This window comes from Clostridium punense (genome assembly GCF_017874425.1).
GTDB classification, from domain to species: Bacteria; Bacillota; Clostridia; order Clostridiales; family Clostridiaceae; genus Clostridium_J; species Clostridium_J punense.
The window spans coordinates 40769-52957 of the sequence record NZ_JAGGLL010000017.1; the positions used below are offsets into that span (position 1 = coordinate 40769).

Here is a 12189-nt window from a genome sequence, read left to right on the forward strand (position 1 = left end):
TGTTATTAACTTAAAACTTAGGTGTATACCCAGCCTTAACTTTTAAGTTAATTTTTAGTGGAGGTAACATCCCCCATCCAAAAGATAATGGTACTTCAAGATTAATATATGCTTCTGACTCAAATTTCTGTAAACCATTAGGATTTGTTGGTGCTAAAGGAGTATTTATAATATTTACTTTTAGCGCTGAAAGTTTGTATTCTGCTTCTTTTCCTGTAATTTTAATATGATATACTCCATCTTTTTGTAATCCTAAAAGATTATCAAGATATGCATATACATCACCTGTATCAAGTTTGCTTTCCCATTTATCTGACGATGATAATGTATATCCTCCACTGTAACCTTCTCTAAGTCCGTTATATACATCATCATAATTCTGTGTTGCAACAGATATTATTGAGGTTTGAAGTGCATCCCTTACTCCCTTTGCAATTATTTGAAGCCTCATGTATTCCGATACTGCACTAAATATAAGTATTAGTGACATAACTATGGCACAAGCAAGTGGCAAAGCATTTCCTTTTTTCTCTTTCAATATCCTTCTAAAATCTTTTATTTCCAATATACTTCGCTCCTTCCTGTTGCCTTTGCTTTAAGTTCAATAGGAAAAGAACCAAAACTAAAAAATCCTATGTCTACTGTACTTGATACTGTTACTGCCATTTCATCATTAAGCTGCACCTTATTTGTACCACTTATATAATTCGCTTTCCATGAAATACTAGTCTTTATACCTAACTGTTCATTCAATTGATTTGCCTTCGTAGTTACTTCTGTTCCTACTCTTCCTGAAATTTCAGCAGTTCTAATAATTTCATTGGCATAATTATTAAGCTGATTTTTAGCAATAAATACTGGAAATACCTTTACTGCAAAAGCAATAACAAACATAACAGCTATAACAATAACAACTGTATCCATGTAACCTTCCCCACGTTTGCATTTAAGAAGTTTTTTCACCTTGCCACCCCCTAAAACATATTTCCAAGTGTTTTAACAATTTCAACTGCCATTACTCCAAGATACATTAAGACAAAACATATAAGCATTGCAAATGAATATTTACGAATTTTAGAAGGCTGTTTTGCTGCTATTCCTTTAAGTCTTTGAAGCTCTAACTGTTTTAAATCATGGGACAACATCTGAAAATACACTACTCCATCATCTCCACGAAGTACACTAATTAATCCTCTTACAACCTCTGATAATGCTGAACTTCCAAGCCTTGTTTCAAATCTTGTAAGAGCTGCTTCATAGCTCCCTGATTTCATATCTGCAACAGTTATTTCTAATTCTCTTTTCATACTCTTTCCTGCATTTTGTTTATAGTTTTCTAATATTGAAAGAACATCTCTACTTGCCTTTAACTCCTGAGTAAGAGTAGAAGCAAACCTTGGAAGCTCATACTCAATTTCCTCCCGTTGCTTTTTTACTGCTTCATCAGCGCTTTTCATTTCTTTAAAATAAACTGCAATGGCTAAAAATAAAATTACTGGACTTATCATAGGTAAAATAATCAAAGCAGGGATAATACTTAAAAGTACCATTCCTGCTTTAACATAAGCTCTTGCTATATAAGTTTCTGGTGATAAATTAATTTCTGCTGACTTTAAACTTGCTATCATCTTTTTCTTTTTATAATCATTTATTTTGATGTACTTAGAAATCTTAGTTGAAATCTCTAAAATGAATACATCTATATTTTTTGTCTTTTTCTTTTGCCTTTTATTGATGCTTAAAACAACTTTAGAAGCCTTATAACTTGGTAATTTAAAATAATCTGCCAAAATCATATAGGTTCCAAAGGAGAATAGGCATACAAAAACAAATAATATATTTAACAAAATCTCACCCCCCTCTAATCCTTATAAACTTTTCTATATTCAACTGGTTTTGTTAGTTTAATTACCGCTGCTAATGATATAAATATAACCAAAATACATATTGCAAGTATTGCTTTACCTATAGTAGTAAACATCAAAGTTTGATACCATGATTTATTTAAAAAGTACATCAGTGGTACATTTCCTATGAGAAGTATTGTCATAGTTATAAACTCTTTCATTGGTTCATATAAAAGATAATCAAGTTCTGCACTTACAATTCTCATATCCGAAAGTTTTACAACTATTGGTGTTAAGGTGCTTTTCAAATTTTTATCATCTTGACAAGCTATAACTCCGTCAATCCATTCTCTAAATACGTCATTATCAATCTTAGGTTTTAGATTTTCTAAAGCCATTTTAATATTAGAATTTATCAGCTTGGTTTGTGTAAGAAAACTTTTAAACACATCTGCTACAGGTGGATTAATATACGTGATGTTTTCATCTACTGCTGTAATTATACTTTCACTTCTTAAGTAAGATGTTGTTATCACCGATAAGGCTGTTTCAAGTTCTGAATTTAACTGCTTTTTATAAAAAGTAGCTGTAAACTTAATATACCAAAATGGAAGTAGTGCAAACCCTCCTGCAAGTATTGGTATTAGGAAATAGTTATTCATTGAAATAGCTACCATCATTCCTAAAATTAATAGTGCAAAAGATAGCACACAAAGTATTGAAAATTTACTGCTCTTATTAGTAGCTTGTAAAATATCCTTTGTTTCTTCTATTAATAGCTTTAATCCTTTTGTTTTTTTCTTCTTAGTAACTTCTATAACTTTTTCTTTTAGTGTTTTTTCTTTGCTTTTAAATATTTTTGAAATAGCCTCTGCAAATTCTAATGGATTTATGGAAAGAAGTATAAAACTTCCTGCCACTAATCCTAAAAATGCTATTACACTAAGTAATGTCACTGCTATCACCTTCTTTCAACAAAGTATCAAGGATATTAAGAGGCATCCCATTTTCAAGCAGTCTTTTTTGCAAGCTCTTTGAAATGTTATTTACCCTTTCATAATTACCGATTATTTTTAACTTTCCATCTACAACTTTATTTTCTTTGATGTTATAACGAAAAAGAGTGTGAATTTGCCTTTTACCATCTGGCAATATTTCACACTCTGTAATCTCCATAATCTTTCTTGAATTATCCTCTAACTTTTTTGAAAAGAATACTATTGGAAAAGCTTCCGTTACTAGCGAATATAATGTATCGTCATTAATATCATATTTCATCTTACATAAAGTAACCATACGGAAATATGTGGCTTCACATGAATTAGCATGAGTTGTTGTAATAACTGCATGTCCTGTTCTTGCTGCTTCCTGTGCTGAAAAAGATTCATCACCTTTCATTTCTGCTACACATATATAATCTGGATTAGAGGTTAAAGCACTTTCTAGTAGCTTTTCTTGGTCTATATTTTGTTTTTTATCCTCGCTATACCTTGTAACAGTATGAACTACACTATTTATAATATTTCCTTCTTCATCTTCTTTTACAAGATCAAATTCCCTTGTTCCATTTTCTATAGTAAAAATACGCTTATCATTAGGAATAGTTGAAAGCAACCAGCTCATCAAAGTCGTTTTTCCTGATGATGTAGCACCTGTAACACACATACTTAAACCATATCTTAAGCAGATACTTAGGAAATCAAGCATCTCTGTTGTGGCTGTTCCATTACTTATAAAATCCTCTCTTGCAAGCTTCTGAGGATTAACAATACGAATAGATACTGCAAGCCCTTTATCATGGTCTATTACTCCACTACCAAACACAGTAATTCTTATCTTATTAGATAAATGTCCTCTTACTACAGGCTGTGAATTGTCGAGTATCATACCTGATTTATGAAGTAATCTTCTAATAACATCAATGGCATGTTCTGGTGAATTAAATTTTTCTTTTGTGGGTAATATTTGACCATTAGTATAAGTAACTTTTATATCTCTCCACTGATTTATATTTATTTCCTCTACATCTTTTCTAAACAGATATTTAGTAATAAAAGAGAACTCCGCCATTTCTGAATACAATTTTTCTACAAGTTCATCAAAAGATAAATCTCTAACCCCTAATGAATAATCCATAAGATATTTAGATATATAGGACTTAATCTGTTCCCTTTGTTCTTCTGGATTATCTGATATCAATGTTGAGTATTTATTTGAAATATACTCTTGTACCTCTTGTAATATATCAGGAAATTCCTTAATGCATTGTCCTGAATTAAAAAACAAAGCAGCATTGTTCATTACTTCTTTCCTCCCTTGAACCATGGTAACACTCGCCCTGAGCTCTTTTTCACCTCAAAGCTTTCATCAAAAACCAAGGTTATTACCTCTCTAATTGTTGTATTGTATTCTTCCTTTTCCTTTGATTTTAAACCCTGAAAAAGCTCACCACATAAAAATTGTTCTGCTATTTCTTCAAGATGTGGTAACTCATACTTTATACCATGATATTTTTCTTTTATCTGCTCCTTCGGCTCATTGTACTTCACATCTGATAAGACTTTAATATGGTTATCTATATTAAATCTTCTATCAGCTAATAAAGGTAAATAAGAATCAAAATAGGACACAGCTTTTAAATTTGCACCGTTAAGCCTTATAACCTTATCGGCAATTTCTAGTGCCACCGTTGATAAAATATCAGAAGTAAAAACACTAGAACAGTCTACTATTACATAATCTGCTAAATGCCTAAGTAATATAAATAAATCATTAGCTCTTTCTTTTGAATACTGAGCATAGGTAAATATGTTTTCACCTTGCTCATATCCTAGAATACTTATATACTGATTTTTATCTAAAGTAATGCACTTAGATAAAATATCTTCCTGACTAATAGTAGGTGCTGATAATAAACTTCCTAGTGATTTTTTCTCTACCTTAACATTAGGCAAAACTATCATAGATTCAGGGCACAGTGTGTCACACATTACAATAATTACATTTTTCTTTTTTAATGCTAACTCTCTTGCAATCTTTATACTTGTTATTGTCTTCCCAGAATTGGGATTCCCCCATATCGCAAGAATTTGATTACTCTTCATTTACATTCCTCCCTGAACTTGTTTTACAGTATTAGTTTCAGCATTGCCACTAGAATCTTTTATAACCTTTTCTTGTTCATCTATAAACTTTTGTGCTGTTTCTTCATTACCACGATAAATAAGTGATACATGCATTTTGCCCTTTTCCTCTAATTCTGCTAATAGTTTTGCTTGTGTTTTATTTACTAAAAGAGTTACTGTGGATGGAAGTTCTTGTTCTTTGTCATCCTTTTTATTATCTGTAAATTCTTTGTCTGACCCTTTATTTGTTGTAACTGCTAGTACTCTTACATATTGAAGCTCTTTTGGTGTAATTGTTTCTCTAAACTCACCATAGTTAGATGCAATAATTGAAATAATATCCCCTGTTTCAAGCTTTCCTGATAATCCTGCTGCAAAACTTTTAATAGAAATTGAAATGGCTTGTTTATTTCCATCTAGTCCATAAAGATATTTATTCTCTGCAAGTGGACTATTTGCTACTTTAGTATTTAATACATAATCACCTTTAAACAAGTCTGCTGTTGCATATTTACCTACTACATTTTCCTTATTTTTCAGAACTGTATTTGGTAAGTTATATCCACCTATTTCTGCAACTTGAATCTTATCTGATGTGATTTGTTCTCCTGCTTTAACATCCTTAACAATTCTTACAACTGATATTTTAGACTGTAATGCATTATTAAAAAGTGGTGTAATTCCAACGCAAATTAAAAGTGATAATACAATTGCTGTAAGCCCTACTACTGTTCTATTTCTAAATAAATTTCTCATCTTAACATCCTCCTGTAATTAAAAATGATAAAAAACACCCTATAGATAAATAAGGTGCTAATGGAAAAGATATATTTTTATCCTTATTTTTGATTTTGTAATAAATGAAATTGATAGCTACTGCTAAAGTAAGTCCTATAATACTTGCAATAAACCCTCCCTTCACTCCTAATAGAAATCCACTAGATGCCATGAATTTTATATCACCGCCACCTATTCCATCTCCTTTTAATAATGCTGTTATAAAAAATGGTAGTGGAACAATAATAAATCCCATAATAGCAATCATAAAATTCACTTTAATCAAGCTAATAGCAATAATCATTAAATGTATTTTATCTGGAATAATCTTTTCTTTTGAGTCCTTATAGCTTGCATAAATTAAAATTAAGGCGTAAAAAAAGCCCTTGACGATTAAATTAGTATCATCAAAGGCTTTAAATAACCCTATTAAACTTATTATTGTAAGTATTGCTCCAAGAATCATTAATATTTTTGACTTTTTCATTCATCCCTTAATTCTCCTTTACTTGATAATATAAATATTAGGTGCTCTTCCACCATCATCATGATAAATCTTCCTAATATCTATATACCCCTTTTCCTCAAGTCTATGACTATTCCTCCTTACTGTGTTCTCACCTATATTTAATGTATAACTAATTTTCTTTATAGGTACTTGAATCTTTCCATCAGAATCTGCAAGTTCGCACAATAAGCCATATATAAGTTTACCTGCAATAGTTGTCTTTAATGTGCCTGTTAACTTGTACTTTACCAATTCATCATTCATCTATCTTCATCTCCATTCATCAAGATATTTATATTGGTATTTCTTCTGTGATTTAGCAAACTTAATCATAAATTTCAGCTGATCTACAACAGAAATATTAGTTTTGTCCTTTGTAAGCATCATTACAGAACCTGCAATTGAAGATAAAATAAACACCACACAAAATGCGGTGCTCTTAGTCAACATATATACAATTACATCAATTACTCCTGCTACTAATGTAGCAAGAATAGCTTGAAACAACTCTTCTTTACCAAAGCCATCAAAGATTTCTGTCTTTGTCTTTAGACCTAGTGGAATATATAGGGTTTCTTTTTCATAATTATCCAATGTAACACCTCCCAAACTATATAATGTCAAATCATATTTTTAACTATAATATGCCAGTACCAACTCCTTAATTTGCCATATACTTTCTGCAAGTATATAAAATATCAATGTATTTTTTGCTCTTTTTTTATACATAGAACTTTCATCCTCAGAAGCACCCATTCTTATAAAACAGTAAACAACTCTTAATCCTGCACCTACTCTAATGAGCATTACAAACGCATCTGCCATTTCTTTTACTAAATCCATTACTTTTTAAACGCTCCTTTCGCCATTTGTACTAACCTTACTGATTGATAAACATTGCCCATAACTCCTGCTCCATGTCCACCTGATACAATAATGAATTCCTGTAAGAATTTCGGTGTTTTTATTGCAAGCATTAAAGCTGCTACTCCCCAAAACACATGAGTATTGAGCATTAACGCCACTCCAACTTTTGCTAAAACTATTTGTACTAATACTGCTAAAGTTGACTGGAAAAACTTCTGAATATATGTCCTAAATACACCATTATCTGCATCTAATAAGCCAACACAAGCTACTGGAAGACCTACACGAAGTATTAATATCTCCATTCCTCTCATTAAAAATTGAAGATATAGAAGGAAGAAACATATAAAAAATATCAGTGAAATAATGGCTGTAAAAAGCCCTGCACTTGATATTCCATTAATTATAGCTGTAAAATCTGTTACCATTCCTTTACTTACTGCCTTTATCAATTTATCTGTTAAATCTTCAATGATTTTACCTAGCCAACCATATAAAGTTGGAAAGCTTACAGCTATTGCTAACGCTTTAAAAAATCCTGTAAGCATTAATATAGGGTCTGCATCTGCATCACCCTCTATCCAAAGAATATATTGCTCAAAGCCTTTCTTTAAAAATTTCAGCACTATTAGTGAGACACCAAAACCAAAGAAAATATTAAATACTTCTGTCAAACCATTAGTTCCAAGCATTGTATCCATATATCTTTCTGCATGTAAAGCAATAGGTACTAAATCATTTAATAATGAATTTACATAAGCAAGGCAACCACTTAATATTCCTGCAATTAAAAGCACTAATAAATATTCCACATCATCACCTCCAATTTTTAAGGAGCTTACGTTTTATATCATAAGCTCCTTAAATGGATTTATCTTAACCTTTGAAGTTAAACATATCTTTAATTTTTTGAGTTAGTGTTGGAAGAACTGTGTCTTTAAATAATAAATACAGTCCTCCAAGTACTAATGCTCCTATTACTACAGACATTAAAATTTTTACTGCTGTATCAACAAAGCCCTCACCGCTTTTGCTTGTGAGAGCTTCTTTTGCCTTTCCTACCATATTCATAGCCTTTATTTGTGTTCTTAATACTAAATTTTTCATATTGTTATACCTCCATAAATTTGATTATTATAATTTTTTATTAATTATTTGTAGTAACCTACAATAAGATTTAATGTTGCCGAACCTAGAACTGCTCCAATACATGAAACAATTGCTACCACAATTCTGTTATTCCATTTTTTCTGATCCATCTCGTCTGCTGCACTTCTTCTAACACAAAAATATATAATTAAAAGTCCTGCGAGTACAGGAGCAAGTACCATTAACCAAGTTGTAGTATCATTAATTAATTTTTCTGTACCTTTTACAATCTGGCTATTCTTAACATCATCTGCTGCATAAACTGGTGTTGAAATCATACTGACTGTATAAACTGATAATATAGTTAGTAATATTTTTTCTTTTGTCTTTTCTAAAAAATTTCTAATCTTCTTCAAAATAATCTTCTCCTTTCTCGTTTCCTGCTACATAGCTAATTCTTTGAGCTTTAGCAACCTTTTCTTGTAATCCCGTTATTGAATTTTTTGTAATACCTAATTGCTCATTAGCTGTGTAATAAAGCCATACTCCCCACAGCTCCATCTCTTCCATACTTGCACTTCTTACTTTCCTTCTGTTTTCCCTTAATTCTCTTACCTTTCGATTATGCTCCTTATCTCCTAGCCCAAAGATTTTATTTAATTGCCATTTTGACAAATCTGGAGAATACATAATTGCAGGATTATTTCTTGATGTAATTAAACTATAAGGTCTTGAAATAAGTCTTATTTCATCAACTGTAAGTAAAGCTCTATGAGTAAGGTTAATACTATGTGAACTTGATGGAGTACTATATTTTCCATGGGAAGCACTTAATGAATAAGTAGCTACTGTGTAATTGCCTAACTTCTTAGATATTTCATCTAAGGTTTCAAGGTCATCTGCCTGAAGATAAATCCAATTTTCACAGTTGCCCTTTATTGTCTTAGCCACCTCCTTTCCATACTTTTCATCTAGTTGTGCAAAACTTTGTAAAAATAAATTAAACCTAATTCCTCTACCCCCTCCAACGGTAAGCTTATTTGAGAAATCAGGTATTTGAGCAAAATTTCCAAATTCATCAAGCAAGAAGTTTACTCTATTTTTTAATCTACCGCCTCTTTCATCTGCACTTTTTACAAGTTCTATATAATGCTGTGATACAAATAAACTTGCTAACGAATAGTAAGTTGTTTTTTCATCAGGAAGAATAATAAATATGGCTCTTTTCTTATCTCCTGTTTCCTTTGGATTATAATCACTTACATTAGTCATAGAATTTATAAGTGGATTAGTAAAAAGCCTTAACGTAGTAAGAGCTGCTGTATAAAAGCTTCCTCTTGTTTTACTTGGTGCAACTTCTGATATAGCAAGTAAAGCTTTTGCAGGATGTGTAGGGCTAAGTTTTTTTACATACTCAACAATAGGCATTGAGTTTCCTACAACCTTACACATTTCACTAATAAAATAATAAACATTGGTCATATTTTGATATTTTCGATTTTTCCCTTCTCTATTGTCATAGACAACACTCATAATGGCACTGGCAATAATACTTGCTTCACCATCTGTCCATATTCTTTCACCTTTAGGCTCACCTACAAGTTGAGAAGTTAAATCCCATGTAGCATCAATAGCTTTTGCAATATCCTTGTTATCAACTGCTTCAATTACAGGCTCTAAGAAATTATATCTATCACTCTTTAATGGATTTTTAAAATCTATAGCAATAACCTCATATCCTAACCTTTCTAAAAACGGATAGGTATATTGATATAACTCTCCCTTAGGATCACTCAAAACCATACTTTCACCTGCAAGTGCTATATTTCCTATACTTTGAAGTACCACTGTTCTTGTTTTTCCTGAACGAGTTGCACCAATGCATAAACTGTGAACATCTTCACCAATAAAAAATATTTTTTCTTTACCACCTTCCTTTCTATAACCAAGTACTACACCACCCTGTGGTAAAAGAGCTTCGTAACACTTACAAATACTTTGGGTGGTTTCATTTGAGTTTTCATCATTTCCTTCTTGTTTTCCCAATGTTGATTTTTCTTGAACTTCTTCTTGTTTTTCTTTACCTTCTTCTCTTTCATTTTTACATTCACTTCCCTTCATAATTTCACGCAAGTCATCATAGCCTTGCTTAATCAATGTTCTAACTGTGCTTTCATTGACATTTAGAATAAAGCTTTCAAAAGCTGAATCCTTCTCTTTTTCACTTAGCCATTCTGCTGAACCAAACTGCTTTTGTCCTGCTGATACTGGTGTAGAGATTTTAGGTGTTATTTGTTTTAATTCACTTTGATAAGGCTTGTTATTTGCTACAAAGAAAAATATTGCAAATAAAACTACAAAGCCGTTTAGACATAAAAAAAGCATCAAGTGTTCTTTACTTGACGCCATGCTTGCTAAACAATATTTAAAATTAGATATTTGTAAAGTTGTTATTTTCTTTGTAAGTAACAAATATACAGTTGTTGAAAAATAAGCATTAAATAATAGCCCTCCAACTATTATCAGCAAGGAAATAAGTAATTTTTTCTTTTTCGATTTCAAGGTATCACTCCATTTCTTATTTTTTATCTGGCTTCTCCATTTCCTTTATCCCAATCAAATCCCCTTCCCTTAGTTTCCTCAATAGCCCTTTCCTTTCTAGCCTGTCCTTCAAGAGATGTTAAAGGATAATGTCCTTGATTATAGTTGGTATCCTCTTTAGATAACATTTGAATGGCAGATAATAAAAGTTCCATTTTTGCTTGAAGCTGTTTTTTAGTTGCTTGCTGCTCATTTAATTGAAAAGCTTTATTAAGTGCTTCTTTAGTAAATTGTTCTGGTGGATACAGCTTTCTATTTCTACATTTCTTACCGTTAGGAGTAGTGAAAGTAATATATTTTCTTTCATCGCTCCAATCCACTTTATAACCTAGCTTTTCCATATTCTCAATAAATTCTTCCTTACTTCTACTACCCCATTTGCATTGCCTTACTGCTAAGAAAAGCTCATACTTCCAACTTTGCTCTTTATCTTTAGCCCTGTGTTCTCCTCTATTTCTATGGTTTCCTTTAGCTCCATCAACAATAATAAGTCCATAATCTCTACATAACTCATCAGAATATTCCTTTAAGCTTTCTAATTGCTCTTTTGATAGCTGCCATTTTCGTCCTGTAGTAAAACTTACAGAATTAATGATAAAGTGATTATGCAAATGTTCTTTATCTGTATGAGTAGCATATACAACTTGGAAATCTTTAAAGGCTTCATGTTCTAAAAGTCTTTTCCCAATTTCATTTATTACTTCTGGAGTAGCTTTATCATGTGGTGAAAAAGACTGTACAAAATGTATAAACTGCCTTCCAGTTTCCTTTTTAAAGTTTTGCTTAGTCATTACAAACTCATTAAAAGCAGTATCCGGACTACAATCTTTTCCACCAACTAAATGTGGTTCAGTTTTAATAGGATTCTTAATATAATTAATGGCTCTTTTCATTCCTTTATAGGTGTTATTTGAAGCATTAATAAACTCTATTACAGCCATTTTCTCACCTTACTTTTTACGTTTCCTTATAGAAACTAAATACTCCCATAAATCATTTAACAATTTATTTACTGATGTTATATCTGCACAATTTATTTTTCCTTGATGACAAAGCATTGTAAGTTGGTTAAGATTTGTACCTACCTTTGAAATCTGGTGAGTAAAATCTTTTATTCCATCAATAACTATAATTTCATTATTTAGTGCTGAAGTTATAACGTAATTACTAAAAGTCATATTTGCACTTTTAGCCTTTTTCTTTATCCGTTCCATTTCATTTTCTGTCATTCTAATGTTGGTCTGTAGGTTTCTTTTTCTCATCCATTCCCTCCTTGCTGCAAAGAATTTATTTAAAAAGGGGCGTGGGGATTCCCCACTCTTAACAAGCTATTGGCTATACCAATAGGAAGCTTGCCCTCACCAAAGCCATAGGC

General features: G+C 31.4%; 17 protein-coding genes. All 17 read right to left on the reverse strand.

Translation table 11 applies throughout. From position 1 onward, the window contains the following. Nucleotides 1-10: 10 nt before the first annotated feature. The 17 genes from J2Z44_RS11515 to J2Z44_RS11595 all read right to left on the reverse strand — a co-directional run bounded on the left by J2Z44_RS11515 (nucleotide 11) and on the right by J2Z44_RS11595 (nucleotide 12076). Nucleotides 11-565: a hypothetical protein gene (locus J2Z44_RS11515; protein ID WP_021284918.1), complete on the reverse strand. Its 555-nt coding sequence runs from the start codon at nucleotides 563-565 to the stop codon at nucleotides 11-13. Further along, the gene (locus J2Z44_RS11520; protein WP_245353257.1) at nucleotides 556-924 is read right to left on the reverse strand and encodes a DUF4320 family protein; all 369 of its coding nucleotides are present in this window, start codon (nucleotides 922-924) and stop codon (nucleotides 556-558) included. Before J2Z44_RS11520 ends, J2Z44_RS11515 begins: the two co-directional genes overlap by 10 nt. 50 nt (nucleotides 925-974) lie before the next feature. Beyond that, on the reverse strand, nucleotides 975-1847 hold the full coding sequence (locus J2Z44_RS11525) for a hypothetical protein (protein ID WP_021284920.1): 873 nt from the start codon (nucleotides 1845-1847) through the stop codon (nucleotides 975-977). Nucleotides 1848-1861: 14 nt separating this feature from the next. Continuing rightward, entirely contained in the window at nucleotides 1862-2803 is a 942-nt protein-coding gene (locus J2Z44_RS11530; RefSeq protein WP_021284921.1) for a type II secretion system F family protein, read from the reverse strand. Further along, nucleotides 2790-4148, reverse strand: coding sequence for a CpaF/VirB11 family protein (locus J2Z44_RS11535; RefSeq protein ID WP_021284922.1), 1359 nt, complete (start codon nucleotides 4146-4148; stop codon nucleotides 2790-2792). Before J2Z44_RS11535 ends, J2Z44_RS11530 begins: the two co-directional genes overlap by 14 nt. Next, entirely contained in the window at nucleotides 4148-4951 is an 804-nt protein-coding gene (locus J2Z44_RS11540) for a hypothetical protein (RefSeq protein ID WP_021284923.1), read from the reverse strand. Before J2Z44_RS11540 ends, J2Z44_RS11535 begins: the two co-directional genes overlap by 1 nt. After that, nucleotides 4952-5728, reverse strand: coding sequence for a Flp pilus assembly protein CpaB (gene cpaB, locus J2Z44_RS11545; protein WP_021284924.1), 777 nt, complete (start codon nucleotides 5726-5728; stop codon nucleotides 4952-4954). Nucleotide 5729: 1 nt separating this feature from the next. Next, complete coding sequence (locus tag J2Z44_RS11550; RefSeq protein WP_021284925.1) at nucleotides 5730-6236, reverse strand: prepilin peptidase; 507 nt, start codon at nucleotides 6234-6236, stop codon at nucleotides 5730-5732. Nucleotides 6237-6254: 18 nt separating this feature from the next. Then, nucleotides 6255-6521 (reverse strand): helix-turn-helix domain-containing protein, encoded by a 267-nt coding sequence (locus J2Z44_RS11555; RefSeq protein WP_021284926.1) that lies wholly within the window; start codon nucleotides 6519-6521, stop codon nucleotides 6255-6257. Between the two features lie 6 nt (nucleotides 6522-6527). Next, nucleotides 6528-6851, reverse strand: coding sequence for a hypothetical protein (locus J2Z44_RS11560; RefSeq protein ID WP_021284927.1), 324 nt, complete (start codon nucleotides 6849-6851; stop codon nucleotides 6528-6530). A gap of 39 nt (nucleotides 6852-6890) precedes the next feature. Next, nucleotides 6891-7100, reverse strand: a complete 210-nt coding sequence (locus J2Z44_RS11565; RefSeq protein WP_021284928.1) for a hypothetical protein — start codon at nucleotides 7098-7100, stop codon at nucleotides 6891-6893. Then, nucleotides 7100-7936 (reverse strand): conjugal transfer protein TrbL family protein, encoded by an 837-nt coding sequence (locus tag J2Z44_RS11570; protein WP_021284929.1) that lies wholly within the window; start codon nucleotides 7934-7936, stop codon nucleotides 7100-7102. The genes J2Z44_RS11565 and J2Z44_RS11570 overlap by 1 nt, the downstream gene beginning before the upstream one ends. A 64-nt stretch (nucleotides 7937-8000) precedes the next feature. Continuing rightward, nucleotides 8001-8231 (reverse strand): DUF6133 family protein, encoded by a 231-nt coding sequence (locus tag J2Z44_RS11575; protein ID WP_021284930.1) that lies wholly within the window; start codon nucleotides 8229-8231, stop codon nucleotides 8001-8003. A gap of 44 nt (nucleotides 8232-8275) precedes the next feature. After that, nucleotides 8276-8629 (reverse strand): Mbov_0395 family pilin-like conjugal transfer protein, encoded by a 354-nt coding sequence (locus J2Z44_RS11580; RefSeq protein ID WP_021284931.1) that lies wholly within the window; start codon nucleotides 8627-8629, stop codon nucleotides 8276-8278. Further along, nucleotides 8616-10775 (reverse strand): VirD4-like conjugal transfer protein, CD1115 family, encoded by a 2160-nt coding sequence (locus tag J2Z44_RS11585; RefSeq protein ID WP_021284932.1) that lies wholly within the window; start codon nucleotides 10773-10775, stop codon nucleotides 8616-8618. Before J2Z44_RS11585 ends, J2Z44_RS11580 begins: the two co-directional genes overlap by 14 nt. A 23-nt stretch (nucleotides 10776-10798) precedes the next feature. Continuing rightward, the gene (locus tag J2Z44_RS11590) at nucleotides 10799-11755 is read right to left on the reverse strand and encodes a relaxase/mobilization nuclease domain-containing protein (RefSeq protein ID WP_021284933.1); all 957 of its coding nucleotides are present in this window, start codon (nucleotides 11753-11755) and stop codon (nucleotides 10799-10801) included. A 9-nt stretch (nucleotides 11756-11764) separates the two neighbouring features. Further along, on the reverse strand, nucleotides 11765-12076 hold the full coding sequence (locus J2Z44_RS11595) for a plasmid mobilization protein (protein ID WP_021284934.1): 312 nt from the start codon (nucleotides 12074-12076) through the stop codon (nucleotides 11765-11767). Nucleotides 12077-12189 lie beyond the last annotated feature (113 nt).

Excerpts from the sequence above, each read along its gene's own strand:
- J2Z44_RS11520 (WP_245353257.1), bottom strand. The coding sequence starts at position 924 with ATGGATACAGTTGTTATTGTTATAGCTGTTATGTTTGTTATTGCTTTT.
- J2Z44_RS11535 (WP_021284922.1), bottom strand. The coding sequence starts at position 4,148 with ATGAACAATGCTGCTTTGTTTTTTAATTCAGGACAATGCATTAAGGAA.
- J2Z44_RS11540 (WP_021284923.1), bottom strand. The coding sequence starts at position 4,951 with ATGAAGAGTAATCAAATTCTTGCGATATGGGGGAATCCCAATTCTGGG.
- cpaB (WP_021284924.1), bottom strand. The coding sequence starts at position 5,728 with ATGAGAAATTTATTTAGAAATAGAACAGTAGTAGGGCTTACAGCAATT.
- J2Z44_RS11550 (WP_021284925.1), bottom strand. The coding sequence starts at position 6,236 with ATGAAAAAGTCAAAAATATTAATGATTCTTGGAGCAATACTTACAATA.
- J2Z44_RS11555 (WP_021284926.1), bottom strand. The coding sequence starts at position 6,521 with ATGAATGATGAATTGGTAAAGTACAAGTTAACAGGCACATTAAAGACA.
- J2Z44_RS11565 (WP_021284928.1), bottom strand. The coding sequence starts at position 7,100 with ATGGATTTAGTAAAAGAAATGGCAGATGCGTTTGTAATGCTCATTAGA.
- J2Z44_RS11575 (WP_021284930.1), bottom strand. The coding sequence starts at position 8,231 with ATGAAAAATTTAGTATTAAGAACACAAATAAAGGCTATGAATATGGTA.
- J2Z44_RS11590 (WP_021284933.1), bottom strand. The coding sequence starts at position 11,755 with ATGGCTGTAATAGAGTTTATTAATGCTTCAAATAACACCTATAAAGGA.
- J2Z44_RS11595 (WP_021284934.1), bottom strand. The coding sequence starts at position 12,076 with ATGAGAAAAAGAAACCTACAGACCAACATTAGAATGACAGAAAATGAA.